The following is a 26380-nucleotide window of genomic DNA, read 5'->3' as shown; positions in this document are numbered from 1 at the left end:
ATGGCAGATATCAGAAACAACTTCGTCGGCATCAAGTCGCCCAATCCGTTCTGGCTGGCCTCCGCGCCACCCACCGACAAGGCCTACAACGTCATCCGCGCCTTCAAGGCCGGCTGGGGCGGCGTCGTGTGGAAGACGCTCGGTGAGGAAGGCCCGCCGGTGGTCAACGTCAATGGCCCGCGCTACGGCGCGATCTGGGGCGCTGATCGCCGCCTGCTCGGCCTCAACAACATCGAACTGATCACTGACCGCGATCTGCAGACCAATCTGCGTGAGATCAAGCAGGTCAAGATGGAGTGGCCCGACCGCGCCATGGTGGTGTCGCTGATGGTGCCGTGCGAAGAGCACGCCTGGAAGGCGATCCTGCCGGTGGTCGAAGAAACCGGTGCCGATGGCATCGAGCTCAATTTCGGCTGCCCGCACGGCATGTCGGAACGCGGCATGGGGGCCGCCGTCGGCCAGGTGCCCGAATACATCGAGATGGTGGTGCGCTGGTGCAAGCAAAACACCCGCATGCCCGTCATCACCAAGCTCACGCCCAACATCACCGACGTGCGAAAGCCGGCACGCGCAGCGCATGCCGGCGGCACCGACGCTGTGTCGCTGATCAACACCATCAACTCGATCACCGGCGTCAACCTCGACAGCTTCGCGCCTGAGCCGACAATCGACGGCAAGGGTTCGCATGGCGGTTATTGCGGCCCGGCGGTCAAGCCGATCGCCATGAACATGGTGGCCGAGATCGCGCGTGACCCCGAGACCGCTGGCCTGCCGATTTCGGGCATTGGCGGCATCACCACCTGGCGCGACGCGGCTGAATTCATGGCGCTTGGCGCTGGCAACGTGCAGGTCTGCACGGCGGCGATGACCTACGGCTTCAAGATCGTGCAGGAGATGATCGCCGGTCTCGAAAACTGGATGGACGAGAAGGGCCACCGTTCGCTCGACGACATCGTCGGTCGCGCCACGCCCAACGTCACCGACTGGCAGTATCTCAACCTCAACTATGTCGCCAAGGCGCATATCGACCAGGATGCCTGCATCAAGTGCGGCCGCTGCCACATCGCCTGCGAGGACACCTCGCACCAGGCGATATCAAGCATGGTCGACGGCGTCAGGCATTTCGAGGTGATCGAGGAAGAGTGCGTCGGCTGCAATCTCTGCGTCAACGTCTGCCCGGTCGAGAACTGCATCACCATGGAGCCGCTGGCCGTTGGTGCCATGGACAAGCGCACCGGCAAGCCGGTTTCGCCCAACTATGCCAACTGGACGACGCACCCCAACAACCCGATGGCCAAGGCGGCGGCGGAGTAGGGAGCGGCAGGCCGTGGATGACAGGAGCGAGATCATCGAACTCGCTCTTGCCTGGGCGGAGGCGATCGTTTCCAACGACGCCACCGCCATAGGCAACTTCATGACCGACGATTGGGTCATCGTCGGCCAGGATGGCGCGACTGGAAAGACGGGGTTCCTCGCCATGGTTCGGTCGGGCGATCTGACCCACGACATGATGCGCGCCGTCGGCGATATCAGGGTCGAGTTCTACGGCACGACTGCGGTCTACACCGCCCGTGTGGTCAACAGCGGTCATTTCAGCGGACAGCCGTTCTCGGCGGACGAATGGACCACCGATGTGTTCGTGCGCAGCGGAGCAGGCTGGAAATGCGTGCTCAGTCACGTGACGCCTGCTAGCAAGCAAGGCGCGCTCGACACCGAGTAAACCCTCTGCTTGATCTCGGCCTGCTGTGGCCGGATGATGGGAGAATGGAAAAGGTACTCGGCATCGGCGGCTTTTTCTTTCGCTCACGTGGGCCGAGCAAAGGTAATCCCGTCGAGCTGTGGCAGCCGGCAGGCTAAGCGTATGTTTCTCAACCGATAGGCATCGTCACCGACGAAATTCGTCGTCGCGCCTATTGCGGACAATTTTTATCCACGATATGGACTATCCACGATCAAGGAGATGGCGATGAAGCTTGGTGATGGCGTGGAGTCAGCGATCCATTGCGCGGCGATGCTGGCCGGCGTCGAAGGCGATGGCACGCTGCCCGGCAATGTCATGGCGGAAGCCTTCGGGCTGTCGCCGAGCTATCTGCTCAAGCATCTCAAGGCGCTGACGGGGGCAAAGATCCTCGAGTCGGTGCCGGGGCCGAGCGGCGGCTACCGCCTGGCAAGAACTGCGGAAAAAATCACACTGCTCGACGTCGTTCTGGCGATCGAGGGCAGGGAGCCGGCGTTTCGCTGCGGCGAGATCAGGCAAAAGGGCAGCTACGCGCTTGACCCGTCAGCCTACGTGAAGCCCTGTGGCATCAATGTCGCCATGCTCAAGGCCGAGCGAGCCTATCGCGCAGCACTCGCTGAAACCAGGCTCGCCGACATCGTCGCCGACTTCAACGCTACCGCAGACCAGCGCATCGTCGCCGCCAGCTGCGCCTTCGTGGCGCTCAACCAGCGGCCGCAGAACTCCAAGGCAAAGACCGTCAACGAAAGGAAGATGCCATGAAACCCAGATTGAATTTCTACACTGCCGCACCCGAGCTGACGAAGCTTCTGGTCTCGCTCAACAGCGCAATCAACGAATGCGGGCTCGAGCACAGCCTGCTGCACCTCATCAAGCTCAGGGCGTCACAGATCAACGGCTGCTCCTATTGCGTCGACATGCACAGCCGCGAAGCCAAGCAGGACGGCGAGACCGAGCAGCGTCTGTGGCTCGTCGCAGCGTGGAAGGAGTCGCCGCTTTACACCGAGCGGGAACGTATGGGCTTTGCCTGGACGGAAGCGGTTACGAACATTGCCGATGCGGGCGTCCCATCCGAACTCTATGCCGAAGCGCAGAAGCACTTCTCCGGGGAAGAACTGGTCAAGCTGACTATGGCGGTGGGCATGATCAACACATGGAACCGCCTTTGCGTGACGTTCCATGCCGTTCATCCGGTCGCTGAAGCCAAAGCCGCCTGATCCACAAAACCGACAAAGCCATTTTTGCAGCGATCGCCAGAAGGCGATCGCCAAGGGGGATTTATGTTCGACATTTCGACACTGGCATTTGCAGGCCGCCTGCTTCTTGGCGGCGCCTTTGTTTTCGCGGGCCTGCGCAATATCGCCAACGCGACGTTTCTTGCCAGCATGATGACCGCGCGTGGCGTGCCACAGGCACGACTGTTCCTGTGGGCCGGCATCGTGCTCCAGTTAGTGGCCGGGCTGCTGCTGATTGCTGGTCCCTGGATGGCATTTGCCGCAGCGGCCCTGATCGCATTCCTGCTCGTTGCGACCGTCATGTTTCACAATTTCTGGGATTATTCCGGCCCTGATCGCGCTTCGCGCATCAACGGCGTCGTCAGCAATGTTGCTCTGGCCGGCAGCTTCTTGCTGGTGATCGCGGCTGGGCAGTAAACCGGCGAAGAAACCGATTCAGGTCTTTGGCCTAAGCCCTTCAACGAAAAGCTGTTCGAGGAATCGTGCCGCATCCTCGAAACGGCCTTCGCCGCCACGGTCGGTGCCAAGCACCGCACGGACCTGGACGTCGAAATCAGCGTAGTGCTGGGTCGTCGCCCAGATGGCGAAGATGAGGTGCCAAGGGTCGGCCTTGGCAACCTTGCCCGCGCGCATCCAGCCTTTGATGATCTCGACCTTTTCGTCGACCAGCGTTTTCAGCTCGCCTTCGAGCATTGCCATGATGCGCGGGGCGCCCTGCAAGATTTCGTTGGCGAAAAGCCGGCTTTCCCTGGGGAAATCGCGCGCCATCTCGAGCTTGCGCCTGATGTAGCTCCTCAACTCCGTCATCGGATCGCCGATATCGTCAAGCTCCTTCAGCGGCGCCAGCCAGGTGTCGAGCAGCCGGTGCATCAGCGTTTCGTGGATGTCTTCCTTGCGGCGGAAATAATAGAGCAGGTTGGGTTTCGACATGCCCGCCGCTTCGGCGATCTGGTCGATGGTCGAGCCGCGAAAGCCGTTTGTGGAAAACACCTCGAGTGCGGCTTCGAGGATGACCTCGCGCTTCTCCTGCTGGATGCGGGTACGTGCACGCGGTGTCGAGCCTTCCATCGTCATGACGTCCCGCATTCGAGGGTGGGCGACAGAGCGCTCTGGACCAATCCGCTGGACCAGTTCTTGCCGACCTGTGGAGCGCGCCGGTGAAGCCGCATTTCCGGTAGTAATCCCTTGACCGCCAAAGCGGCGGTGCTAACGTTTGTCCAATCGGTCAAAAAATTGCGTAACACAAAAACGCACCGAAGACCAAGCGTTGGCCGTACCGAAACAGGGGAAGAAAGGAAAAGCTTGGTCATGTCGGACAGGCTAAAAGTTACGCCCAACGATCTCAGCGCATTCTGGATGCCGTTCACCTCGAACAGGCAGTTCAAGCAGGCGCCTCGCATGATGGTTGCGGCCAAGGATATGCATTACACGGCCAGCGACGGCCGCAAGATCCTCGACGGCACCGCGGGACTGTGGTGCGTCAATGCCGGCCACTGCCGGCCCAAGATCACCGAGGCGATCCAGCGCCAGGCCGCCGAGCTCGACTACGCCCCGGCGTTCCAGATGGGCCACCCGATCGTCTTCGAACTGGCGAACCGCCTCGTCGACATCGCGCCCAAGGGCATGGACCATGTGTTCTTCACCAATTCCGGCTCGGAATCGGTCGACACCGCGCTCAAGATGGCGATCGCCTATCAGCGCGTGAAGGGCGAGGGCGCGCGCACCCGGCTCATCGGCCGCGAGCGCGGCTATCACGGCGTCAATTTCGGCGGCATCTCGGTTGGCGGCATCGTTACCAACCGCAAGATGTTCGGCACGCTGCTCGGCGGCGTCGATCACATGCCGCACACCCACTTGCCTGCCAAGAACGCCTTCACCAAGGGTGAACCGGAGTATGGCGCGGAGCTTGCCGACGAACTGGAGCGTATCGTCACGCTGCATGACGCCTCGACAATCGCGGCCGTCATCGTCGAGCCGGTTGCAGGCTCCACCGGCGTGCTGATCCCGCCGAAGGGCTATCTGCAGAAGCTGCGCGAGATCTGCACCAAGCACGGCATCCTGTTGATCTTCGACGAGGTCATCACCGGTTTCGGTCGTCTGGGTACGCCGTTCGCCGCCGACTATTTCGGCGTCGTTCCCGACATCATAACCGCTGCAAAGGGTGTGTCCAACGGCGTCATCCCGATGGGCGCGGTGTTCGTGAAGAAGGAAATCCACGACGCCTTCATGACTGGGCCGGAACATCTGATTGAGTTCTTCCACGGCTATACCTATTCGGGCAATCCGATCGCGTCGGCCGCGGCACTCGCCACGCTCGACACCTACAAGGAAGAGGGCTTGCTGACCCGTGGTGCGGAGCTTGCGTCTTATTGGGAAGATGCGCTGCATTCGCTCAAGGGCGAGCCGCACGTCATCGACATCCGCAACATCGGCCTGATCGGCGCGATCGAGCTCCAGCCGATTGCCGGCAGCCCGAGCAAGCGCGCGTTCTCGGCCTTCGTGAAAGCTTTCGAGCGCGGCGCGCTGATCCGGACCACCGGTGACATCATCGCGCTGTCGCCACCGCTGATCATCACCAAGGGCCAGATCAACGAGCTGATTGATCACGTCCGCGAAGTGCTGAGGATGATCGACTGAGGCTGCTCGCGCGTCCGAGTGGATGCGCGACACTTGAGAGCTTGATCCCGGAGCGCGTTCCATGCTCTCCGGGTTTTGCTCCGACGAACAAGGGAGTCCCGCACCATGTTGCGCGGGGCTCTTCGGCGAAAGCCAAACGAAGGAGATGCGGCGTCGGGAACCGCTGGCGTTTCCGGGCATAACAAGGAATGAGAGGACTAATCGACATGGCAGCCCCAGGCGAGAATCTGCGAATCAATTCAGAGCGTTTGTGGGATTCGCTGATGGAGATGGCGAAGATTGGCCCCGGCATTGCCGGCGGCAACAACCGCCAGACCCTGACCGATGAAGACGGCGAGGGCCGCAAGCTCTTCAAGAAATGGTGCGACGCCGCCGGGCTCGACATGGGCATCGACGAGATGGGCACGATGTTTGCCCGCCGCGAAGGCACCGACCCAGAAGCGTTGCCGGTCTATGTCGGCAGCCATCTCGACACGCAGCCGACTGGCGGCAAGTTCGACGGCGTTCTGGGTGTGCTCGGGGGCCTGGAAGTCATCCGCTCGCTCAACGACCTCGGCATCAAGACCAAGCATCCGATCGTCGTCACCAACTGGACCAACGAGGAAGGCWCGCGCTTTGCCCCTGCCATGCTGGCGTCTGGCGTGTTCGCCGGTATGCATGAGCAGGACTGGGCCTACGACCGCAAGGACGCGCATGGCAAGCGCTTCGGCGATGAGCTGGAGCGCATCGGCTGGAAGGGCACCGAGAAGGTCGGCGCGCGCAAGATGAAGGCCTTCTTCGAGCTGCATATCGAGCAGGGACCGATCCTCGAGGACGAAGAGATTGAAATCGGCGTCGTCACCCATGGCCAGGGCTTGAAATGGCTGCAGGTAAGCCTGACCGGCATGGAAGCGCACACCGGCTCCACGCCGATGTACAAGCGCCGCAACGCTGGCCTTGGCATGGCGCGGGTGACCGAACTGGTGCACGAGATTGCCATGGACTACCAGCCCGACGCGGTCGGTGCTGTCGGCCACATGGAAGTCTATCCGAATTCGCGCAACATCATTGCCGGGCGCACCGTCTTCACCATCGACATTCGCTCGCCCGAAAAGGAAGTGCTCGACGCCATGGACGGACGCATCCGCGAGGGCGTTGCAACCATCTGCGAGGCGCTCGACATTTCCTTCGAGATCGAGCAGGTCGGCCATTTCGACCCGGTCGCCTTCGACAAGGATTGCGTCAAGGCGGTGCGTGATGCCGCCGACCGGCTTGGCTACAGCCATCGCGACATCGTTTCGGGTGCCGGCCACGACGCCTGCTGGATCAACCGCGTGGCGCCGACGGCGATGGTCTTCTGCCCCTGCGTCGACGGGCTCAGCCACAACGAAGACGAGGAAATCTATCCGGAATGGGCCGCCGCCGGCTGCGACGTGCTGTTCCACGCGGTCCTGGAAACGGCAGGGATCGTGGAGTGAGTTTTTGGGCTCATACCCTTGCGCATCTGACCTCTCCCCGTCTCGGGGAGAGGTGCTTTGCGTTGTTCGTCCAAGGGGCTGTCCTTACATGATCTGAAACACGGCCAAAGCGCTCAAAAGAAGCGCGGCTAGAATAGGGGAACTGCAGAATGACCAAAGTCATCAGAAACGGCACCATTGTCACGGCTGACCGGACGTGGAAGGCCGACGTGCTGATCCAGCATGGCAAGATCGTCGCTATCGGCGAGAACCTGCATGCCGATCACGAATTCGACGCCACCGGCTGCTACATCATGCCGGGCGGCATCGACCCGCACACACATCTCGAAATGCCCTTCATGGGCACTTATTCGGCCGACGACTTCGAGACCGGCACGCGCGCGGCCTTGTCGGGCGGAACGACCATGGTCGTAGATTTCTGCCTGCCTGCGCCGGGTCAGTCGCTGCTCGAAGCGCTGCAGATGTGGGACAACAAGACCTCCAAGGCCTGTTCCGACTACTCCTTCCACATGGCCATCACCTGGTGGGGCGAGCAGGTGTTCAACGAGATGGCCCAGGTCGTCGACAAGGGCATCACCTCGTTCAAGCACTTCATGGCCTACAAGGGCGCGCTGATGGTCGACGACGACGAGATGTACTCGTCGTTCCAACGCTGCGCCGAACTGGGCGCCTTGCCGCTTGTCCATGCCGAAAACGGCGACGTCGTTGCCCAGCTTTCGGCCAAGCTGCTTGCCGCCGGCAATAACGGGCCAGAGGCACATGCCTATTCGCGCCCGCCGGAAGTCGAAGGCGAGGCGACCAACCGCGCCATCATGATCGCCGACATGGTGGGTTCCCCGCTCTATGTCGTGCACACCTCGTGCGAGCAGGCGCATGAGGCGATCCGCCGGGCCAGGCAGAAAGGCATGCGCGTTTATGGCGAGCCGCTGATCCAGCATCTGGTGCTCGACGAGACCGAGTATTTCAACAAGGATTGGGACCATGCGGCGCGCCGGGTGATGAGCCCACCCTTCCGCAACAAGCTGCACCAGGATTCGCTGTGGGCCGGCCTGCAGGCGGGTTCGCTGCAGGTGGTGGCGACAGACCATTGCTCGTTCACCACTGAGCAGAAGCGCACCGGCGTCGGCAACTTCACCAAGATCCCCAACGGCACCGGCGGGCTCGAAGACCGCATGCCGGTGCTGTGGAGCAAGGGCGTCAACACGGGCCGGCTGACGATGAACGAGTTCGTCGCGGTGACCTCGACCAACATCGCCAAGATCCTCAACATGTACCCCAAGAAGGGTGCGATCGTTGAGGGCGCTGATGCCGACATCGTGGTGTGGGATCCCAAGCGCAAGAAGACGATCGCGGCGAAAACCCAGCAGTCGATCATCGACTACAACGTCTTCGAGGGCATCGAGGTGACCGGCCTGCCGCGCTTCGTGTTCACACGCGGCGAGCTCGCCATCCAGGAGGCCGAGGTAAAGGCCCAGCCCGGCCACGGCGAATTCGTGGCGCGCGAGCCGCACGCACCCGTCAACCGCGCGCTGTCGAAGTGGAAAGAGATCACCGCCCCGCGCAAGGTCGAGCGAACAGGCATCCCGGCGACGGGGGTCTGAGCATGCACTCGTTGCGCCATTTCTTCAAAAGATGACGCAACGCTGCGCGGGAGCCTTTGTGATGCAACCGGAAACAGCTCAGCTCGAGAAGCGAACAAGCAAGTATTTTTCCATCGGGGCTCTCGTTGGAAGTGTGTTCGCCGGGTTGTGGGCTGGTGGTGGGGTGTTTTTGGTCTTTCGAGAACTGTTGGACGGAAATTCGGGAGCGGAACTTTCAAAATTTCCGATGGTTGTGGCCGGCGCCTTGTTCTGGAGCCTACTGGCAGCGTTGATTGCGGGACTCCCGGTCACCGTAGCCGTCGCGGGTGTGATCTTCCCGTTGGCTAGGCTGGCAAAGGCCCGGGCGTTGCCCACGGTTACTATTTTTGGCCTGTTGGGCGCAACAATGGGAACGGTGCTCACTTCGTTACTCATTCTTGCCGACATCATGGCCGGCAGGTCCATGACACAGGAGATAGATTTCCCGTTGATCATTGCGGGGATTGCAGGTGGAACGTTGGCCGGTGTCATCTATCGCACGCTGCTCATCTACCGAAATCCCGGCATTGGATCGGGAGGCACTCAGGCAGGAACCGTAGTTTGAACTACCCAGGCGATGCCGAAAGACAATCAGATTCATGCGCCTGGAAAAAAATCGATCAAGTGGACGCCTCCCTCAACTTGGACGAGGATGGCAGTATGTGGGGTAAAGTCGGGCAATGCTCATGACAGTCAATCAAGCCACGGCGACAAGCGTCAGTCAGAACGCCGTCGTCGAAGCCAGAAAGCTGGGGCTGACCTTCCAGACCAATGACGGCCCGGTGCGGGCGCTTTCGGACGTCAATCTGACCATCAACAAGGGCGAGTTCGTCTCCTTCATCGGGCCTTCGGGTTGCGGCAAGACGACGTTCCTTAGGGTGATCGCCGATCTCGAGCAGCCGACGGAAGGCACCATCTCGATCAACGGCATGACGCCGGAACAAGCGCGACAGGCGCGTGCCTACGGCTATGTCTTCCAGGCGGCGGCGCTGTTTCCGTGGCGCACGATCGAGGCCAATGTCGGGTTGCCGCTCGAGATCATCGGCCTGTCCAGGGCCGAGCAGCAGGAGCGCATCAAGCGCACGATGGATCTGGTCAATCTCACCGGCTTCGAGAAGAAATATCCCTGGCAACTCTCGGGCGGCATGCAGCAGCGCGCCTCGATCGCGCGCGCGCTCGCCTTCGATGCTGACCTTCTGCTGATGGACGAGCCGTTCGGCGCGCTCGACGAAATCGTGCGCGACCATCTCAACGAGCAATTGCTCAGGCTTTGGCGGCAGACCAACAAGACGATCTGCTTCGTCACCCATTCGATTCCCGAAGCGGTGTATCTGTCGACGCGCATTGTTGTCATGTCGCCCAGGCCCGGCCGGGTCACCGACGTCATCGAGTCGACGCTGCCCACGGAGCGACCGCTCGACATCCGCGAGAGCCCCGAATTCCTGGCGATCGCAGCGCGTGTCCGTGACGGGCTGCGCGCCGGCCATTCCTACGAGGATTGAGCCACGATGGATCGCTTCAGAGACCGGGTCGTGCCCGTCATCACCATCCTGCTGGTCATCGTCGCGGCGTGGTATGCATTCGCCGTCTACATGAACGCTCCGTTCCAGCGCGATCTCGACCGGCGGGCAGGGCTTACACCCGGCACCGTTGAATTCATCGGCAAGACGCTGTCGCAGCCGAAGCCGACCATGCCTGCGCCGCATCAGGTGGCGCAGAATTTCTTTGAAAACACCTTCATGAGGAAGGTCACCAGCGCGCGCAGCCTCGTCTACCATTCGTGGGTGACGCTGTCGTCGACACTGCTCGGCTTCACCTTCGGCACCGCCCTCGGCATCCTGATCGCTGTCGGCATCGTCCATGTGATCGCGCTCGACCGCTCCCTGATGCCGTGGATCATCGCCTCGCAGACGATCCCGATCCTTGCGGTAGCGCCAATGATCATCGTGGTGCTCGCGGCCGTCGGCATCACCGGCCTGATCCCCAAGGCGCTGATCTCGACATATCTGTCGTTTTTCCCGGTCGCCGTCGGCATGGTGAAAGGGCTGCGTTCGCCCGATCTCATGCATCTCGACCTGATGTACACCTACAATGCCAGCAAGTCGCAGACCTTCTGGAAGCTGCGCGTGCCGGCATCGGTGCCGTTCCTGTTTGCCTCGATGAAGGTGGCGGTCGCGGCAAGCCTTGTCGGCGCCATCGTCGGCGAGTTGCCGACGGGGGCTGTCGCCGGCATTGGCGCCAAGTTGCTTGCCGGCTCCTATTACAGCCAGACCATCGACATGTGGGCGGCACTCGTCGCCGGCTCGGTGGTGGCCGCGATGCTGGTTGTGCTGGTTGGATTTGTCGGCAAGCTTGTCGAACGCTCGATGGGAGGACGGCCGGCATGAGTTTCACCAAAGCGTCCTGGCAGGTCTTGCTGGCCCTCGTGCTGTGCGCTGTCGCCATGGCCACGATGCCGATGCTGTCGAGCGAAGCCGGAGCGCCGATGTCGAGAGGCGCAACGTCGCTTGTCATAGGTCTCATCGCGTTGCCTGCCGTGGCCTCCTTCGCCATGTTTTCGGGCATTGCCAGCGCTGCCGTGCTTTTTGTTGGAGCGCATGGGGCTGCCTGGCTGCTGATTGCTGCCATATCAGGCAATGAAGGCATGGCGCGGATGCCGTACTTCCTGCTGCTCGCCGCCGCCTGGCTGCTGGCCTGGCGCTGCGTTGCCGTTTTGTCGGCAATTCGTCCGGTATCGCAGCAAGCCAAGACAATGCTGCGCCTGCTGATCCCGGCGATCTTCGGGGCTTGGATCCTGATCCTGTGGGAAGCGGTGACGCGGGGGGCCGGGGTGCCGTTCATCCTGCTGCCGCCGCCGAGTGCGATTGCCGCGCGCATCGGCAATTCGCTGCCGATCCTTTTGGCCGATGTGCGCCAGACGATCTTCAAGGCGGTGCTGTTTGGCTATATCGTCGGCTGTGCCTCGGGTTTCGTGGTGGCGATCCTGGCCGACCGCGTGCCGTTCCTGCGCAAGGGCCTCTTGCCCATCGGCAACATGGTGTCGGCACTGCCGATCATCGGCGTGGCCCCGATCATGGTGATCTGGTTCGGTTTCGAGTGGCAGTCCAAGGCTGCCGTAGTCATCATCATGACCTTCTTCCCGATGCTGGTGAACACGGTCGCTGGCCTTGCGGCTTCGGGCCATATGGAGCGCGACCTGATGCGCACCTATGCGTCGAACTACTGGCAGACGCTGTTCAAGCTGCGGCTGCCGGCCGCCGCTCCCTTCATCTTCAACGCGTTGAAGATCAACTCCACGCTGGCGCTGATCGGCGCCATCGTCGCCGAATTCTTCGGCACGCCGATCGTCGGCATGGGCTTCCGCATCTCGACCGAGATCGGGCGCATGAATGTCGACATGGTCTGGGCGGAGATCGCTGTTGCGGCTCTGGCCGGTTCCGTCTTCTATGGTGTGGTCGCCTTCATCGAGAGGGTCACCACTTTCTGGCATCCGTCCGTCCGTGGTGGGCGGGCGTGACCTGAGCTCCTTGGGCGGGGCCGCGGTCCAACTTCAGAGGGAAAAAAGAAGATGAAAAGACTGATGGTATCGTTGATGGCGGGGGCGATGTCGCTGGCCACAGCGCAGGCAGCACTTGCCGCCGACAAGGTCGCTTTGCAGCTCAAATGGGTGACGCAGTCGCAGTTCGCCGGCTATTACGTGGCCAAGGAGAAGGGCTTCTATACGGACGAAGGCCTCGACGTCGAGATCAAGCCGGGCGGCCCCGACATCGCGCCGGAGCAGGTGATTGCCGGCGGTGGCGCCGACGTCATCGTCGACTGGATGGGCGGCGCGCTTGCAGCCCGCGAAAAGGGTGTCGGCCTGGTCAACATCGCCCAGCCCTACAAGAAGGCCGGCATGGAGCTTGTTTGCCCGAAGGACGGTCCGGTGAAGACCGAAGCCGACTTCAAGGGCAAGACGCTGGGCGTCTGGTTCTTCGGCAACGAATATCCGTTCTTCGCCTGGATGAACAAGCTCGGCCTGTCGACGGAGGGCGGGGCCGATGGCGTGACCGTGCTGAAGCAGAGCTTCGACGTGCAGCCGCTGATCCAGAAGCAGGCCGACTGCATCTCGGTCATGACCTACAACGAGTATTGGCAGCTGATCGACGCCGGCTTCAAGCCGGAAGAGCTGACGGTGTTCAACTACACCGCCATGGGCAACGACCTGCTCGAGGATGGTCTCTATGCGCTTGAAGACAAGCTCAAGGACCCGGCCTTCGAAGACAAGATGGTTCGCTTCGTGCGCGCCTCGATGAAGGGCTGGAAATATGCCGTCGACAATCCCGATGAGGCAGCCGGCATCGTCGTCGACAATGGCGGCCAGGACGAAAACCATCAGAAGCGCATGATGGGCGAAGTGGCCAAGCTGATCGACAATGCCGACGGCAAGCTGATCGAAGCGGCCTACAAGCGCACGGCCGAAGCGCTCCTGGCGCAAAAGATCATCACCAAGGAACCTACCGGCGCCTGGACGTCAACGATCACCGACAAGGCGATCAAGTAGGGTTTGCGATTCTGATTTCGGAAGAGGGGCGGGTAACCGCCCCTTTTTCTTTGGCCAGGGTGAGGCCGCCGCCGCTGCTTCCTTTGGCTGCTTGCCGAACAGCATGTCCTTGGCGGCGATGACGGCGCCGACCGTGATGAGGATGCAGGCCAGCGCCACCGACCAGTGAAACGCGCCAAACCCTGCGACCAGCAAGACAATCACCGAAAACAGCGGTGCTGCATATGACAATGCGCCAAGCACCATGATCTCGCCGTGCTTGCAGCCGTAATCCCAGGCGTAGAAGCCGGCACCGAGCGGGATTGCGCCCAAGATGGCGATTGCAGCCCACTGCGTGTTCGTTTCGGGCCAGACGGTGGTCTCGAGAGCCAGGTGGAGCGCAAATGCGACTGCCGCAGTGATGAGGCAGTAGCCGGCGACGACATCGGTGGGCACCCTGCCGAAGCGGCGGGAAAGCACGGAGTAGCCGGCCCAGACGAAGGCGCAGAATAGCGCAATGACGTGGCCAGGCTTCACCCCGTCGGCCAAGCCGACGCTGCCACCTTTGGTGATGGCGACAATGGCGCCGGCAAGCCCGAGGATCACGCCGGCAATGTGGTGCAGCCTGAGCTTTTCCCCGGGCAGGAAGGCGGCGAAGACGACGATCAACAGCGGCCACAGGTAGGCGATCAGACTGACCTCGATGGGCGAGGCCGACTGGATCGCGAAGAAATAGGCACAGTGATAGATGCAGAGGCCGGCGGTCCCCAACGCCCACACTTGCCATGGCTGCCGCAACGACCTGATCGCGCCCGGGCGAAAGATCCAGCTGGACACACCGACGAGGCCGCCTAGCGTGAAGGTCATTGCTGCCAGCTGAAACGGCGGGATTGGTCCCGCGGCGGTCGAAAGCAGGGCCAGAAACGACCATGTGAGGATGGCTGAAAAGCCGATGAGCGTTGCGGTCGTTCTGTTCATGCCAAGTCAATCATTCGCCTGATGCTGGAAGGTGGCATGGTGGAGGCTCTGCCGGCGGCCATATCCAGCCATGCATTGTCTGGAACGCGACCTGCCTTGTGAAGCGACAGCAGGCAGGGAATGGAGCGCCAAGCGCCCTCCCGCAAAACGAACCACGAGGGAGGTAAAGCGGAAGGTCAAAAGCGGGTGCGCGGGGGGCGCCCGCGCCTAGTGCCCGAGCGTGTAGAAGGTGAGCGTGCGCGGCTCGCCCTTGGAATAGTTCATGCCTTCGATGATGCCGCGCTGCCTGAGTGCGTCCACGCCACCTGGAATGGCGGCGAGGAAGGACTTGCTCTCGGCTTCTGCAATCAGTGCGATGGTACAGGCTGGATCGGCAGCGAGCGCATCGGCGGCCCCCTTGCCGTCGGTGAGCTGGGTTTGCGTGCCGGCGAGGAAGACCAGGCTCGGCTCGCCATAGCCGGCGGAGACCAGCTGCGAGGTCGGGCATGGCTTCAATTGTTCGAAGCGTTCGGCGATCTCGGGGCTGAGCCACAAGGGCTTGAGCGGCGGCAAAATCTTCCAGGTGAGGAGGCCGAAAACCGCCGCGGCGGCGGCTGCGGCAAAGGCTACGCGCCTGACCGGATCCATGCCGTCGGGCGCGCCAATGCCATATCTGGCTGATATCAGGACCAGCAACGCGGCGAGCATTCCCCACCAGGAGAAATAGCCGAGGAAATAGGGCGTGATGCCAAGCGCTATGGCGGCCAGGCCGATGCTGATGCCGAACATGCCGAAGGCGCAGGCACGGCGTATCCAGAACTGCCAGCGCGACAGCTCGATGCTGGCGGCCGACTTGTCGGTCAACACCCAGGCCATCAGCAAGATCATCGCCGGATACGCCGGCAAGGCATAATGCGGCAGCTTGGTCGGGATCAGCTCGATGGCGACCCAATAGGGCAGGTACCAGGCGAGACAAAACAGCAGGCGCGGATCCTGGCGGAAGCGATTGAGCGCCTTGAGTCCACCTTCGAGCGCCACCAGTGCGAAGGGCCACATGAACAGCGAATAGGTCAGGAAATAATAGCCGGGCGGGAAGCCGTGCGATTCCTGGCCGGAACCGACCTTGCTCAACAGGTCCTTGCCGACCGATTCCTGCCAAAAGGCGCTGCCGGTCTTGAGCGTGATCAGGATCAGCCAGGGCGCTGCGACCAGCAGTGTCAGCAGGAGGCCGCTGAGGGGCTTCAGCTTGCGCAGCCAGGAGCGGTCACGGTCGAAGATGGCAATGGCGGCGATCGTCAGCACGCTCATGAAAGGAATGACGGGGCCCTTGATCAGGATCGACAGACCCTGAGCCGCCCAGAACAGCCAATGGGCGCGGCCCTGCCGCTTGCCGGCCTTGTGGCCGAGATAGATTGCCGCCAACGCACCCTGGGCGAGTAAGGCAGTGGCGAGCAGCGTCGCATCGGTCTTGGCGATGCGCGCCTCGACACCCAGCATCAGGATGCCCATCAGGCCGAGTCCGGCGATGAGGCCTGCGGTTCGGCCGAACATGCGATCGCCGATGAAGGCAAGAGCCAGGACCGAGAAGGTGCCGGCGAGCACCGATATCAGCCGATAGACCCAGATGGGGGCTTCGCTGCCCTGGCCGCTCAACAGCACGGCGGTGGACTGCAGCCAGTAGATGCCGGCAGGCTTCTTGTAGCGTGGCACGTCCTGGAAGCGGATATCGACATAGTCGCCGCTCTCGACCATCTGCTTGGTCGCCTGGACAAAGCGCGACTCGTCGCGATCGGTTGGCGGCAAGGTGGATATGCCCGGCGCGAAGGCGAACAGGGCGAGCAGTGCCAAAAGCAGATATGTGAGCGGCGACAACGCCTTGGCGGGCGTTTCGGAGGTTTTGATTCCGGAAGTCGTCATGCGTGGTCAGTCCGTCTTGGACATGGCCAGACGCCGCTCATTGGCGATCAGCCAGAGATTGCGGATGTAGATGAACAGGCCGAGCCCCTGGCCGGCGATGAAGACCGGGTCCTGGCGCTGAATGGCGTAGATCAGCAGCAGCGTGCCGCCGCCGAGTGAGAAGAACCAGAAGGCGATCGGCACGACCGAACGCTTGGCGCGCTCGGAGGCGAGCCACTGGACGACGAAGCGCATGGTAAAGAAGCCCTGCGCGACGAAGCCGAGCAGGATCCAGCCGTCGAACTGCGCGACGAATACGTCGTGCAGCCAGGTGCCGAGTTCCGAGATGAGGTTCATTGGCCAAGCTCCGTGACCGTTGGCACAACCTTGCGGCGGCGGCGCAGCCACCACACGCCTGATAGATCGAGGATGCCGCGCAGACCGCGATCGAGGATGCCATAGTTGGATTTGCCGTGGCGCCGCGAGCGGTCGACAACATCGACATGGACGACGCCGCGGCCTTCGCGCAGCGAAAGGGCAGGCAGATAGCGATGCCAGCCGTCGAAGAATGGCAGCTGGCGGAACAGGTCGGTGTGCAGCGCCTTGAGGCCGCAGCCTGAGTCGCGGGTGCCGTCGCGCAGGATCATTTCGCGCAGGCCATTGGCGAAGCGCGAGGACAGCTGCTTGAGCTTGGTGTCGGTGCGCTTGAGGCGCTGGCCGGCGGCGATGCCGACAGAAGGACCGGCGGCGATCAGCGCGTCGGCGAGCTTGGGCAGATAGGCTGGATCGTTCTGGCCGTCGCCGTCCATGGTCACGACGATCTCGCCGTTGGCGGCGAAAACGCCGGAGCGGACAGCCGCGCTTTGGCCGGCCGAGCGGTCATGGCGGATGTGGCGCAGGCGACCTGCGGAGCGGGCGAGTTCGGCGAGCACGTCAGGCGTGCGGTCGGTCGAACCGTCGTCGACGACGATCACCTCGTAGTCGCGGCCGGCCATGGCGGCATGAACCTCACCGACCAGTATCGGCAGGTTCTCGGCTTCGTTCTTGCACGGAATGACGATTGAAATCATCAGCTTGCCTGGGGAAATGTTACGTCAGGATGGTGGAATGCGCGGCCTCAATAGCACCAAAGACGCGCATTTGCCACGACCCTTGCGCTTTCCCCAGAGCAAGGGTTAGCGCTTGTCCCTGATGTCGCTCAGCGTGCGCGTGGGCGTGATCGCTTCCGGGTCGAGCTTGATCTCGATGATCGTCGGCTTGCCGCTGGCGCGCGCGCGTTCGAAAGCGGGCGCGAACTCGTCGGTTTCGCGCACGGTCTCGCCATGGCCGCCATAGGCGCGGGCAAGGGCTGCGAAATCCGGGTTCTTGAGGTCGGTCGCTTCGACGCGGCCGGGATATTCGCGCTCCTGGTGCATGCGAATGGTGCCGTAGATGCCGTTGTTGACGACGATCACGATGATCGGCAGGCCATATTGCACGGCGGTGGCGAATTCCTGGCCGTTCATCAAGAAGCAGCCGTCGCCGGCGAAGGCAATGACCTCGCGTTCGGGGAACAGGCCCTTGGCGGCGACCGCAGCCGGCGTGCCGTAGCCCATCGAGCCGGAGGTCGGTGCTCCCTGGGTGGCGAAGCGGCGGAAGCGGTGGAAGCGGTGCACCCAGGTGGCGTAGTTGCCAGCACCATTGGTGAGGATCGCGTCTTCCGGCAGGACCTTTTCCAGCCAGTTCATGATCGGGCCCATCTGGACAGCGCCAGGGCCGGTGAGGGGCGGTGTCGACCATTCGAGATAGGCGGCGTGCAGCGCCTTCGTGGCCTCGACCCAGGCCGGTTTGGCGGCGGGCTTGCGCTTGGCGAAGGCCTCGACGAAAGCGGCGGGCGAGGCGTTGATGGCCAATGTCGGGCGGTAGACGCGACCGAGCTCGTCAGCGTCGGCATGGACGTGGACAAGCGTCTGGTCGGGATAGGGGCTCTTGATCAGCGTGTAGTCGGACGACGGCATTTCGCCGAAGCGGCCACCGACGAGCAGCACGAGGTCGGCGTCCTTGATCGCCTTGGCGATCTTGGGGTTGACGCCGATGCCGACGTCGCCGGCGTAGTTTTCGTGCAGGTGGTCGAACAGCATCTGGCGGCGGAAGGAGACGCCGACGGGCAGAGCCCAGGCTTCCGAAATCTTCTTGATCCGCTCGACGGCCTCGGCATTCCAGCGGGTGCCGCCGAGGATGACGAAGGGACGCTTGGCGCCATTGAGCAGGGCTTCGAGTTTGGAAAGCTCTTCGTCGCCGGGGCGGGTTTCGACAGGGGTCGCGGGTAGCGCGACCGGAGCCTCAACGACGCTGGTCAGCATGTCCTCGGGCAGCGACACGATCACCGGGCCGGGACGGCCAGACATGGCGACGGAGAAGGCGCGGGTGACCAGTTCGGGAATGCGGGCTGCGTCGTCGATCTCGACGACCCATTTGGCGATATCGCCGAAGAAGCGCTTGTAGTCGACTTCCTGGAACGCCTCGCGCTCCTTGGCATGGCTCGCCACCTGGCCGATGAACAAGATCATCGGGATCGAATCCTGCATGGCGATGTGAACGCCGGCGGAGGCGTTGGTGGCGCCGGGACCGCGGGTGACGAAGCAGATGCCAGGCTGGCCGGTGAGGCGGCCATGGCAGTCGGCCATCATCGCGGCACCGCCCTCCTGGCGGCAAACGATGCTGCGGATCTTTGAATCATGCAGCGCGTCGAGCACCGCGAGATAGGATTCGCCCGGCACGCAATATATGCGGTCGACGCCATTGGCCTCAAGCGCATCGACGATCAGTTTTCCGCCGGTCTTCATTTCGCATTCTTCTCCAGTTCGGCAAGGATTTCTGCGGTGTGTTCGCCCAGCCGGGGAGACGGCCGGTCATAGGTTAGCGGTGTCTCGGACATGACCATCGGCGCGCGCACCGAGGGCAGCTTGTTGCCGTGGCCGTCGTCGAGGTCCATGCGCATGCCGCGGGCGATCGCCTGCGGGTCGGAGAAAGCCTGGCCGATGGTGTTGATCGGGCTTGCCGGCACGCCCGATGCTTCGAGCCTGGCAAGCAGTGTTTCGCGGTCGAAGGCTGCGAGTGCGGCCACGATCTTCTCACGCAGGGCGACACGATTGGCGACGCGCGCCGAATTGGTGGCGAAGAGCGGGTCGGTGGCGATGGCTTCGAGCCCGACGATGGCGCAGAATTTCTGGAACTGGCCGTCATTGCCGACGGCAAGGATGAAATGCCCGTCGCGCACCGGCAAAACCTCGTAGGGCGAGATGTTGGGATGGGCATTGCCCATCTGCACCGGCGAATTGCCCGAGACCAGATAGTTCAGGTTCTGGTTGGCGAGCACCGACATCTGGGCGTCGAACAAGGCCATGTCGACATGCTGGCCCTGGCCTGTGGCCTCGGCGTGGCGGAGGGCGGCCTGGATGGCGATGACGGAGTAAAGCCCGGTGAAGATGTCGGTGACGGCGACGCCGACCTTCTGCGGCTCGCCGCCTGCGGGCCCGGTGATCGACATCAGGCCCGACATGCCCTGGACGATGAAGTCGTAGCCGGCGCGGGCCGCATAAGGCCCGTCCTGGCCGAAGCCGGTGATCGAGCAATAGACCAGCTTGGGATTGATCTTTTTCAGGCTCTCATAATCGAGGCCGTATTTCTTGAGGCCGCCGAGCTTGAAATTCTCGATCAGAATGTCGGCGTCGGCGACCAGCTTGCGCACGATCTCCGCACCTTTTGGTGTCGAGAAGTCGAGCGCGATGGAGCGCTTGCCGCGATTGCAGGAGTGGTAATAGGCGGCCGAGAGGTTTTCGCCGTCATGGGAAGTGACGAAGGGCGGACCCCACTTGCGCGTGTCGTCGCCGCCATCTGGGTTCTCCACCTTGATGACGTCGGCGCCGAGATCGGCCAGCAATTGTCCCGCCCATGGGCCGGCAAGGATGCGGGCGAGTTCGATGACGCGGACGCCGTGAAGGGGCGGATTGCTCATGAGGCACCAGAATTCATTTCAAGTGGGCCACGCTCTATCAGGAGTCCCGATATCCCGCCACCACGTTGCGATGGGCCAGTTGCCGCTGTCAGCGGGGAATTGTGCGGTCCAGCCAGTCGGCGAAATCGGCCATGATCGGCTCGCGATTGATCTCGTTGAGGCTTTCGTGGCGGGTCTCGGCGTAAACCTTTGAAATGAGATTCGAAAAACCCATCCGGCGCATGCGGGTTGCCAGCGTTTCGACAGCCTTGCCGCCTGACGTGGCGGGGTCGCGCTCGCCGCCCACCAGATTGAACGGCAGGTCCTTGCGCACACCAGCGAAGTTGCGGTCGTCGGCGCCAGCGAAGACGAGGTCGAAAATGTCGATCCACATCGACACGGATGCGTCCCAGCCGCAGAGCGGGTCGGCGACGTAGAGGTCGACTTCCGCGGGATGGCGCGAGAGCCAATCGAACTCGGTGCGGGGATTGGTTATTTTCTTCGCCCAGTCGCCGAAGGTCAGCTTTGGCAGGATGCGGGAGGGCACGTCGGAACCCAGACGGAAACGCTCGAAGGCAAGGATCGCCTGGGCAAGCCGACCAAGCAGGCCGGCCGAGAAATTAGCGTTCCAGATGGCTGCGGCGGCAATTCGCTCGGAATGGCGGAGCGTGAAGTTGAGTGCGATCAGCCCGCCCATCGAATGGCCGAAGATGACGACGGGCAGGCCGGGATGCTGTTCGGCGATGCGGTCGTGAACCGCCCCGACATCAGCAAGTACGTGCTCGACGCCGTCCTTTTGGGCGAAACGTCCGGTCGGCGCGCCGGGCGCGGTGGTCTCACCATGGCCACGATGGTCGTGGGCATAGACGTGATAGCCACGCGCGGCGAGAAAGTCGGCGAAGCGGCCGTAGCGCGCGGCATGCTCGGCAAGCCCGTGATTGATCTGCACCACGGCGCCGGCAGGGGCGTCGGCAGCCCTGACGTAAAGATTGAGTACTGCTCCGGTCGGAGACGCGAGTTTGCTGCTGATATCAAATGGCATCGTGTCCCCTTAAAGGCGACTGTTGAGTGAGGACGGAGCATGCGTCAAGAGCGGTCAGGCTCATCCGATAAGCGCAAGATGTCAGGAGATGGCAAGGCCGGTCTTGTTCGCAGAATGACAGTCCATATATTCCGCTAACCCTTGCGCCGGAATTTCAGTTTCCGACGCCGTTTCTTCGAATTTCCCTCATTTTCCCGCACGGTCGTCATGCAACCGATTATTTCCGTTTCAAATCTTTCCAAGACCTATGCGTCGGGCTTTTCGGCGCTCAAGAACATCAACCTCGATATTCGCCGTGGCGAGATATTCGCTTTGCTCGGCCCGAATGGGGCGGGAAAGACGACGCTGATCAGCATCATCTGCGGGATCGTCAATCCATCCGAAGGCAAAGTGCTGGCTGACGGGCACGACATCGTCACCGACTTCCGCGCGGCGCGCTCACGCATCGGCCTTGTGCCACAGGAACTCACGACCGACGCCTTCGAGACGGTCTGGGCGACGGTCAGCTTCAGCCGTGGCCTGTTTGGCAAGCCGGCGAACCCCGCCCACATCGAAAAGATCCTCAAGGACCTGTCGCTGTGGGACAAAAAGGACAACAAGATCATCACCCTGTCGGGCGGCATGAAGCGCCGCGTGATGATCGCCAAGGCGTTGTCGCACGAGCCGCAGATCCTGTTCCTCGACGAGCCGACGGCCGGTGTGGACGTCGAGCTCCGGCGCGACATGTGGGAGGTTGTGCGGCAGCTGCGCGAAACCGGCGTCACCATCATCCTGACCACGCACTACATCGAAGAGGCCGAGCAGATGGCCGACCGGGTCGGTGTCATCAGCCATGGCGAGATCATCCTGGTCGAGGAAAAGGCCGAGCTGATGCACAAGCTGGGCGGCAAGCAGCTGACGCTTCAGTTGCAGAACCCGCTGGAACACCTGCCGCCCGAGCTGGCGGGACATGGGCTCGACCTGTCCGAGGACGGGCATGAGCTCGTCTACACCTACGACACCCAAGGCGAGCGGACGGGCATCACCGCCCTGCTCAAGGACCTCAACGACGCCGGAATCCGCTTCAGGGACCTGCAGACCAAGCAGAGTTCGCTCGAAGAGATTTTCGTCAATCTGGTGAGTGAACGGCGATGAATTTTTACGCGATCCGCGCAATCTATTTGTTCGAAATGGCGCGCACCTGGCGCACGCTGCTGCAAAGCATCGTTTCGCCCGTCGTCTCGACATCGCTTTATTTCGTCGTCTTTGGGGCTGCCATCGGCTCGCGCATCACAGAGATCAACGGCATCAGCTACGGCGCTTTCATCGTGCCCGGGCTGATCATGCTGTCGCTGCTCACCCAGAGCATCTCCAACGCGTCCTTCGGCATCTATTTCCCGAAATTCGTCGGCACGATCTACGAACTGTTGTCGGCGCCGGTTTCGTATCTGGAGATCGTTATCTCCTATGTCGGGGCGGCGGCGTCGAAGTCGATCATCCTCGGCTTGATCATCCTCGCTACCGCTGCCCTGTTCGTGCCGCTGGAGATCCAGCACCCTGGATGGATGCTGCTGTTTCTGGTGCTGACCGCCGTCACCTTCAGCCTGTTCGGCTTCATCATCGGCATCTGGGCCGGCAATTTCGAGCAGCTGCAGCTGGTGCCGATGCTGATTGTGACGCCACTGACCTTTCTGGGCGGCAGCTTCTATTCCATCGACATGCTGCCGCCGTTCTGGCGCACCGTGTCGCTGTTCAACCCGGTGGTCTACCTAGTCAGCGGCTTCCGTTGGAGCTTCTTTGGCATATCGGACGTCAATGTCGGCATCAGCCTCGGCATGACTTTGGTGTTCCTGGCGGCCTGCCTTGTCGCGGTCTGGTGGATATTCAGGACCGGCTGGCGCATCAAGGCGTAGTGGCGGCTGCACGCCAACTTGTCGATGCAGCCGCCAGAACGCCTATCCGCTTACACTCCAGCGCTGTTCGAGATCGACGAAAGGCTGCGCCGCCAATACAGCAACGGTGCATGGTCTTCCGTCTCGGTGTGCTCGACGATCGCCGTGACCAGTGAGTGATCCCCGAGTGGCAGCTGGTCGCGGACGCTGGCCGCCATCCACATCAGTGTCTCATCGATGCGAGGAAGCCCGTATTCCTCGCACCAACTGGTGTCACCGAACCGGTCTATCCCCGGCGTTGCGAAGCGGCGCGCAATGTCATGCTGGTGGGCGGCGAGAACGTTGATGCCGATCGGGGTTCCGGCCTCCAGCCGCTGTAGCAGCCCAGAGGCCTGTTTCATCGCAAACATCAGCATCGGCGGGCCAAGGGACAGAGCGCCCAGCGTGCCAACGGTTGCGCCGTAGCGTTCCGATCCGCTGCCCGTTGTTATGACTGCAACGGATGTCGGTATCTGCGCGAAGGCCGACTTGAGGGTGTCTGGCGACAATATTCCAGGCGCCTCAGTGCTTACCATTTTGCGGCAAGCGGCGAGGGCCCCTCCAGCGAGGGGAAGTGCGGCAATACCTCTTCGGCAAGCTCCTGGATGATCTCGCCAGCCGGCCTCGTGGAAAACTGCATTCCAAGTGCTGCGTGGTTGACGCCGGCCTCGCGCCATTCTCCGAGAAGGTCGATCAGTCCCTTGCGGCCGGTCTTCAACACGAAGCCGCCACGGAGCGGGGTGCGAGGAAAGTCGGGATCGTCGGAGAGGTCGAGCCATTCGTTGGTCATATGCGGGCGAAAACCACCGTCCGGAATCTGGTCGCGCCAGGCACGAATGTTCTGCGCCAGCCGCTTTGGGCCTTCTGGTATGTGGGTGGGCTGCGGGTACGTCAGCCAGCCGTCGGCGTGTTCGGCAACCCAAGCCGGTGTCTGCCTGCTCGACCCGGTGATGATCAGGGGGATACGACCGACAGGCGGCTTGGGCAGGAAATCGATGCCTGTCATCGTTCCGAGCGTTGAATTGATGGACGGGCGCCCGGGGGCGATGAGTTGCCGGAAATAGGAGACCGCTTCCGCAAATCGCCTGCCCCGATCGTCCATGTCCAAGCCATAGGCCGGAAACTCGGCCGGCCGGTCGCCGGACGCTATTCCCAGCACAAGACGCCCGCCTGAAAGCTGGTCGATGGTGGTCGCGGCCTTGGCGAGATCGATGGGATGGCGGAGCGAAAAGATGGCGCTTCCCGTGGCCAGCGCGACTTTTTGCGTCCGCGCCGCCAGATAGGAAAGATAGGTGAAAGGGTCGAAAAGCTGGCCCGCATCGCCAAATCCCGGATCGAAAAGCGGCACGTCACGGACCCAGATGCTTGCGAAGTCGCGGCGGTCGATTTCTTCAACCAATGCGGCCTGACCTTCCAGTACGGCCATGTCGCCCTCATAGAAGCGCAAGGGCAGAAAGATGCCGACTGTCAGCCGGTCCGGAGCGAACATGCGCCGATAGCCGGGGTGACCGGCAAATGCGTCGCTGGATGCGCCGGAGACGGCGGTCGAACGATCTGTTCGGGGGACGGCGATGTTCATTGGCGGAAGTTTCCTTGTCATGGGTCTGTCTGGGACTGGGCGGAAGGCCCGGCCGGGTGAGCTGCTCTTTTGAAGCGCTACCTTGGCCCCACGCTACGAAACCGGGACATGTGAGGGAAACGATGATTTCTCGTTCAAGAAGATAGACATACTAAATTCTGGATATGGCCATCGCAGAAACGTGTATCCGATAAACCTTTTGTGAACGATGGATAATTGGCGCAAGATGTGGTAGTTCGAAGGCGGAATTGCTTCTTGAAAGAGTTTAGATGAATTCATTTCTAGATCGGACATCTGATGGGTCGGGTTCTTCCTTTGCTGGCACTGCGAGCCTTCGCCGAAACCGGACGCCACGGCAGTATCAAGCGTGCCGCTGAAGCGTTGGGGGTGACTTCTGGGGCCGTGAGCCAGCAATTGAGGTTGCTTGAGGAGCGCACTGGCGCGCCTCTGTTTTCGCGGACACGATATGGCGTTGCGCTCAACGAAGCCGGCGCCAGCGTCCATCCGGCGGTCCTTCGTGCCTTTGACCAGATCGAAAATGGCCTCGACCTACTCGAGGCCAGAAATGCGGTGCAATCCGTCACTGTGTGTACCGTGCCATCATTCGCGGCGTCCTGGCTCGTTCCTCGCCTGGGACGCTTCACCAGCCGGCACCCTGAGATCGAGGTTCGGGTCGAGGCATCATCCGTGCTGGTGGATCTGCGCAAGGGGAGGGTGGATGTCGCAATCCGCCACGGCCTTGGCGACTATCCGGGCCTTGATGCCATCCATCTGATGGCCCCCGAACTGATACCGGTGGCGAGCCCCGCGCTGCTTGCCAGCGGACCTCAAATAAAGGAGCCCGGCGATTGCCTTGCCTACCCCCTCCTGCAGGACTCAGACAGGGCCGACTGGCGGCTGTGGCTCAAGGCGATGGGGATCGAAGGCGATGCGCGTATCGAGCGGGGACCTTCGTTCGACGACGATTTTCTGCTGATCCGCGCCGCCGAAGCAGGGCAAGGCATGGCGCTCATTCGCGATATCTATGCGAGGGAAGAAATCGCCTCTGGCCGGCTTGCTGTCGCCATCGAACGCCCATGGCCGACCGCGTTCGCGTATTATGCCGTCACCTTGCCGCATGTCTCTGAACGGCCCGCTATCGCGCGCTTCATTGCCTGGCTCATGGAAGAGGCGCAAATAGGCTGAGCTACTCCGCCCATTCCTTGTCGGCGGTGAAGGCGATCGTCAGCCAGCGGTCGGGACCTTCATCGCCAAGGGCGTCGCCGATTTCGTCGCGCAGCCGGTCCCAATCCTCGATCGATTTCGCGGGCAGGCCGGGAGGCACGATGAAATAGAGCTCGATCTGCGTCAGACGGCCGACCTTGGCGACATAGGCGCGATAAGAAACAAAGCCGTGTTTCTTTACGGTTGCGCGGGCGATCTCGTCGACATGGGCCTTGAGCGTTTCCGGCGTGATCAGCAAAATGTCCGAAAACGCCTGGCGGACGGTGCCGATGGGCATCGGGATGATGATTAGGCACACCAGCGCCAGCACGACGGGGTCGACATAGGGCGCGATCCAGGCGAGCCCGGTGCCTTCGACCAAGCTGCCACCGATGAAGGCAACCAGTAGCGCAGCCGTGATGCCGCCGGACATCATCCATGCGGTGACGTCCAAGGTGACGAAGTCGGACTGGATTTTTCGGTTCGCGCGGCTGCCGATGAATGCCATGGTCAGGCACGTGGCTAGCGTCACTGCCGCATAGATGATGGCGAAGTCGAACTCGAGCTGATGGCCGCCGGCAAGCAGGTTGGCGATGGCATTGATCAGGG

27 protein-coding genes are annotated in these 26380 nt (G+C 62.2%); 16 read left to right on the top strand and 11 right to left on the bottom strand.

Features of this window, described 5'->3' with window-relative positions:
* The 5 genes from preA (at window position 1) to AC1DWF_RS15055 (ending at window position 3390) form a co-directional block, all read left to right on the top strand.
* Window positions 1-1314: an NAD-dependent dihydropyrimidine dehydrogenase subunit PreA gene (gene preA, locus AC1DWF_RS15075; RefSeq protein WP_476783760.1), complete on the top strand. Its 1314-nt coding sequence runs from the start codon at window positions 1-3 to the stop codon at window positions 1312-1314.
* A 13-nt stretch (window positions 1315-1327) separates the two neighbouring features.
* Entirely contained in the window at window positions 1328-1720 is a 393-nt protein-coding gene (locus AC1DWF_RS15070; protein WP_476783759.1) for a nuclear transport factor 2 family protein, read from the top strand.
* A 246-nt stretch (window positions 1721-1966) separates the two neighbouring features.
* Window positions 1967-2500 (top strand): RrF2 family transcriptional regulator, encoded by a 534-nt coding sequence (locus AC1DWF_RS15065; RefSeq protein WP_476783758.1) that lies wholly within the window; start codon window positions 1967-1969, stop codon window positions 2498-2500.
* Window positions 2497-2955 carry a carboxymuconolactone decarboxylase family protein gene (locus AC1DWF_RS15060; RefSeq protein ID WP_476804209.1) on the top strand — a complete coding sequence of 153 codons (459 nt, stop codon included), beginning with the start codon at window positions 2497-2499 and terminating at the stop codon, window positions 2953-2955. Before AC1DWF_RS15065 ends, AC1DWF_RS15060 begins: the two co-directional genes overlap by 4 nt.
* A gap of 63 nt (window positions 2956-3018) precedes the next feature.
* Window positions 3019-3390 (top strand): DoxX family protein, encoded by a 372-nt coding sequence (locus tag AC1DWF_RS15055; protein WP_476786000.1) that lies wholly within the window; start codon window positions 3019-3021, stop codon window positions 3388-3390.
* An 18-nt stretch (window positions 3391-3408) separates the two neighbouring features.
* Here AC1DWF_RS15055 and AC1DWF_RS15050 read toward each other — a convergent pair whose 3' ends face one another.
* On the bottom strand, window positions 3409-4041 hold the full coding sequence (locus AC1DWF_RS15050; protein ID WP_476786001.1) for a TetR family transcriptional regulator C-terminal domain-containing protein: 633 nt from the start codon (window positions 4039-4041) through the stop codon (window positions 3409-3411).
* A 240-nt stretch (window positions 4042-4281) separates the two neighbouring features.
* Here AC1DWF_RS15050 and aptA point away from each other — a divergent pair, with 240 nt between their 5' ends.
* The 8 genes from aptA to AC1DWF_RS15010 all read left to right on the top strand — a co-directional run bounded on the left by aptA (window position 4282) and on the right by AC1DWF_RS15010 (window position 13229).
* A complete protein-coding gene (gene aptA / locus AC1DWF_RS15045) occupies window positions 4282-5610 on the top strand; it encodes an omega-aminotransferase AptA (protein ID WP_476785998.1) in 1329 nt (442 codons plus the stop codon).
* A gap of 206 nt (window positions 5611-5816) precedes the next feature.
* Window positions 5817-7067, top strand: a complete 1251-nt coding sequence (locus AC1DWF_RS15040; RefSeq protein WP_476841803.1) for a Zn-dependent hydrolase — start codon at window positions 5817-5819, stop codon at window positions 7065-7067.
* A gap of 149 nt (window positions 7068-7216) precedes the next feature.
* Complete coding sequence (hydA, locus tag AC1DWF_RS15035; protein ID WP_476788512.1) at window positions 7217-8668, top strand: dihydropyrimidinase; 1452 nt, start codon at window positions 7217-7219, stop codon at window positions 8666-8668.
* A 61-nt stretch (window positions 8669-8729) separates the two neighbouring features.
* A complete protein-coding gene (locus AC1DWF_RS15030; RefSeq protein ID WP_476788511.1) occupies window positions 8730-9251 on the top strand; it encodes a hypothetical protein in 522 nt (173 codons plus the stop codon).
* Between the two features lie 115 nt (window positions 9252-9366).
* Complete coding sequence (locus tag AC1DWF_RS15025; RefSeq protein WP_476788510.1) at window positions 9367-10188, top strand: ABC transporter ATP-binding protein; 822 nt, start codon at window positions 9367-9369, stop codon at window positions 10186-10188.
* A gap of 6 nt (window positions 10189-10194) precedes the next feature.
* Window positions 10195-11073, top strand: coding sequence for an ABC transporter permease (locus AC1DWF_RS15020; protein ID WP_476784819.1), 879 nt, complete (start codon window positions 10195-10197; stop codon window positions 11071-11073).
* Entirely contained in the window at window positions 11070-12203 is a 1134-nt protein-coding gene (locus AC1DWF_RS15015) for an ABC transporter permease (protein WP_476784820.1), read from the top strand. The genes AC1DWF_RS15020 and AC1DWF_RS15015 overlap by 4 nt, the downstream gene beginning before the upstream one ends.
* 51 nt (window positions 12204-12254) lie before the next feature.
* Complete coding sequence (locus AC1DWF_RS15010; protein ID WP_476788509.1) at window positions 12255-13229, top strand: ABC transporter substrate-binding protein; 975 nt, start codon at window positions 12255-12257, stop codon at window positions 13227-13229.
* Here the strand turns inward: AC1DWF_RS15010 and yddG are convergent.
* The 7 genes from yddG to AC1DWF_RS14975 all read right to left on the bottom strand — a co-directional run bounded on the left by yddG (window position 13200) and on the right by AC1DWF_RS14975 (window position 21079).
* Window positions 13200-14186, bottom strand: coding sequence for an aromatic amino acid exporter YddG (gene yddG, locus AC1DWF_RS15005; RefSeq protein WP_476784822.1), 987 nt, complete (start codon window positions 14184-14186; stop codon window positions 13200-13202). The genes AC1DWF_RS15010 and yddG overlap by 30 nt on opposite strands.
* 207 nt (window positions 14187-14393) lie before the next feature.
* Window positions 14394-16082 (bottom strand): ArnT family glycosyltransferase, encoded by a 1689-nt coding sequence (locus AC1DWF_RS15000; protein ID WP_476784823.1) that lies wholly within the window; start codon window positions 16080-16082, stop codon window positions 14394-14396.
* Window positions 16083-16088: 6 nt separating this feature from the next.
* On the bottom strand, window positions 16089-16418 hold the full coding sequence (locus AC1DWF_RS14995; protein ID WP_476784824.1) for a lipid-A-disaccharide synthase N-terminal domain-containing protein: 330 nt from the start codon (window positions 16416-16418) through the stop codon (window positions 16089-16091).
* Window positions 16415-17131: a glycosyltransferase family 2 protein gene (locus AC1DWF_RS14990; protein ID WP_476784825.1), complete on the bottom strand. Its 717-nt coding sequence runs from the start codon at window positions 17129-17131 to the stop codon at window positions 16415-16417. Before AC1DWF_RS14990 ends, AC1DWF_RS14995 begins: the two co-directional genes overlap by 4 nt.
* Window positions 17132-17236: 105 nt before the next feature.
* The gene (locus tag AC1DWF_RS14985; RefSeq protein ID WP_476804210.1) at window positions 17237-18886 is read right to left on the bottom strand and encodes a thiamine pyrophosphate-binding protein; all 1650 of its coding nucleotides are present in this window, start codon (window positions 18884-18886) and stop codon (window positions 17237-17239) included.
* Window positions 18883-20058 carry a CaiB/BaiF CoA transferase family protein gene (locus AC1DWF_RS14980; RefSeq protein ID WP_476784980.1) on the bottom strand — a complete coding sequence of 392 codons (1176 nt, stop codon included), beginning with the start codon at window positions 20056-20058 and terminating at the stop codon, window positions 18883-18885. Before AC1DWF_RS14980 ends, AC1DWF_RS14985 begins: the two co-directional genes overlap by 4 nt.
* 88 nt (window positions 20059-20146) lie before the next feature.
* The gene (locus tag AC1DWF_RS14975) at window positions 20147-21079 is read right to left on the bottom strand and encodes an alpha/beta fold hydrolase (RefSeq protein ID WP_476784979.1); all 933 of its coding nucleotides are present in this window, start codon (window positions 21077-21079) and stop codon (window positions 20147-20149) included.
* Window positions 21080-21286: 207 nt separating this feature from the next.
* Here AC1DWF_RS14975 and AC1DWF_RS14970 point away from each other — a divergent pair, with 207 nt between their 5' ends.
* Window positions 21287-22213, top strand: coding sequence for an ABC transporter ATP-binding protein (locus AC1DWF_RS14970; RefSeq protein ID WP_476788507.1), 927 nt, complete (start codon window positions 21287-21289; stop codon window positions 22211-22213).
* Window positions 22210-22971, top strand: coding sequence for an ABC transporter permease (locus AC1DWF_RS14965; protein ID WP_476784977.1), 762 nt, complete (start codon window positions 22210-22212; stop codon window positions 22969-22971). The genes AC1DWF_RS14970 and AC1DWF_RS14965 overlap by 4 nt, the downstream gene beginning before the upstream one ends.
* A gap of 50 nt (window positions 22972-23021) precedes the next feature.
* On the opposite strand, the gene AC1DWF_RS14960 is transcribed toward AC1DWF_RS14965, so the two are convergent.
* Window positions 23022-23498 (bottom strand): flavin reductase family protein, encoded by a 477-nt coding sequence (locus tag AC1DWF_RS14960; RefSeq protein WP_476784976.1) that lies wholly within the window; start codon window positions 23496-23498, stop codon window positions 23022-23024.
* 20 nt (window positions 23499-23518) lie between these two features.
* Entirely contained in the window at window positions 23519-24568 is a 1050-nt protein-coding gene (locus AC1DWF_RS14955) for an LLM class oxidoreductase (RefSeq protein WP_476784975.1), read from the bottom strand.
* A 297-nt stretch (window positions 24569-24865) separates the two neighbouring features.
* Here AC1DWF_RS14955 and AC1DWF_RS14950 point away from each other — a divergent pair, with 297 nt between their 5' ends.
* Window positions 24866-25753, top strand: a complete 888-nt coding sequence (locus AC1DWF_RS14950; protein WP_476785906.1) for a LysR substrate-binding domain-containing protein — start codon at window positions 24866-24868, stop codon at window positions 25751-25753.
* Between the two features lies 1 nt (window position 25754).
* Here AC1DWF_RS14950 and AC1DWF_RS14945 read toward each other — a convergent pair.
* A partial coding sequence (locus AC1DWF_RS14945) for a cation diffusion facilitator family transporter (protein ID WP_476841802.1) occupies window positions 25755-26380 on the bottom strand: 626 nt, incomplete at its 5' end.

It is taken from the genome of Aminobacter sp. P4_D5, from assembly GCF_056401815.1.
Note: the sequence above shows the minus strand (reverse complement) of the source record. Positions and strands in the feature narration are given on the sequence as shown.

Excerpts from the sequence above, each read along its gene's own strand:
- preA (WP_476783760.1), top strand. The coding sequence starts at position 1 with ATGGCAGATATCAGAAACAACTTCGTCGGCATCAAGTCGCCCAATCCG.
- AC1DWF_RS15065 (WP_476783758.1), top strand. The coding sequence starts at position 1,967 with ATGAAGCTTGGTGATGGCGTGGAGTCAGCGATCCATTGCGCGGCGATG.
- AC1DWF_RS15060 (WP_476804209.1), top strand. The coding sequence starts at position 2,497 with ATGAAACCCAGATTGAATTTCTACACTGCCGCACCCGAGCTGACGAAG.
- AC1DWF_RS15055 (WP_476786000.1), top strand. The coding sequence starts at position 3,019 with ATGTTCGACATTTCGACACTGGCATTTGCAGGCCGCCTGCTTCTTGGC.
- AC1DWF_RS15050 (WP_476786001.1), bottom strand. The coding sequence starts at position 4,041 with ATGGAAGGCTCGACACCGCGTGCACGTACCCGCATCCAGCAGGAGAAG.
- aptA (WP_476785998.1), top strand. The coding sequence starts at position 4,282 with ATGTCGGACAGGCTAAAAGTTACGCCCAACGATCTCAGCGCATTCTGG.
- hydA (WP_476788512.1), top strand. The coding sequence starts at position 7,217 with ATGACCAAAGTCATCAGAAACGGCACCATTGTCACGGCTGACCGGACG.
- AC1DWF_RS15030 (WP_476788511.1), top strand. The coding sequence starts at position 8,730 with ATGCAACCGGAAACAGCTCAGCTCGAGAAGCGAACAAGCAAGTATTTT.
- AC1DWF_RS15025 (WP_476788510.1), top strand. The coding sequence starts at position 9,367 with ATGCTCATGACAGTCAATCAAGCCACGGCGACAAGCGTCAGTCAGAAC.
- AC1DWF_RS15020 (WP_476784819.1), top strand. The coding sequence starts at position 10,195 with ATGGATCGCTTCAGAGACCGGGTCGTGCCCGTCATCACCATCCTGCTG.
- AC1DWF_RS15015 (WP_476784820.1), top strand. The coding sequence starts at position 11,070 with ATGAGTTTCACCAAAGCGTCCTGGCAGGTCTTGCTGGCCCTCGTGCTG.
- AC1DWF_RS15010 (WP_476788509.1), top strand. The coding sequence starts at position 12,255 with ATGAAAAGACTGATGGTATCGTTGATGGCGGGGGCGATGTCGCTGGCC.
- yddG (WP_476784822.1), bottom strand. The coding sequence starts at position 14,186 with ATGAACAGAACGACCGCAACGCTCATCGGCTTTTCAGCCATCCTCACA.
- AC1DWF_RS15000 (WP_476784823.1), bottom strand. The coding sequence starts at position 16,082 with ATGACGACTTCCGGAATCAAAACCTCCGAAACGCCCGCCAAGGCGTTG.
- AC1DWF_RS14995 (WP_476784824.1), bottom strand. The coding sequence starts at position 16,418 with ATGAACCTCATCTCGGAACTCGGCACCTGGCTGCACGACGTATTCGTC.
- AC1DWF_RS14990 (WP_476784825.1), bottom strand. The coding sequence starts at position 17,131 with ATGATTTCAATCGTCATTCCGTGCAAGAACGAAGCCGAGAACCTGCCG.
- AC1DWF_RS14985 (WP_476804210.1), bottom strand. The coding sequence starts at position 18,886 with ATGAAGACCGGCGGAAAACTGATCGTCGATGCGCTTGAGGCCAATGGC.
- AC1DWF_RS14980 (WP_476784980.1), bottom strand. The coding sequence starts at position 20,058 with ATGAGCAATCCGCCCCTTCACGGCGTCCGCGTCATCGAACTCGCCCGC.
- AC1DWF_RS14975 (WP_476784979.1), bottom strand. The coding sequence starts at position 21,079 with ATGCCATTTGATATCAGCAGCAAACTCGCGTCTCCGACCGGAGCAGTA.
- AC1DWF_RS14970 (WP_476788507.1), top strand. The coding sequence starts at position 21,287 with ATGCAACCGATTATTTCCGTTTCAAATCTTTCCAAGACCTATGCGTCG.
- AC1DWF_RS14965 (WP_476784977.1), top strand. The coding sequence starts at position 22,210 with ATGAATTTTTACGCGATCCGCGCAATCTATTTGTTCGAAATGGCGCGC.
- AC1DWF_RS14955 (WP_476784975.1), bottom strand. The coding sequence starts at position 24,568 with ATGAACATCGCCGTCCCCCGAACAGATCGTTCGACCGCCGTCTCCGGC.
- AC1DWF_RS14950 (WP_476785906.1), top strand. The coding sequence starts at position 24,866 with ATGGGTCGGGTTCTTCCTTTGCTGGCACTGCGAGCCTTCGCCGAAACC.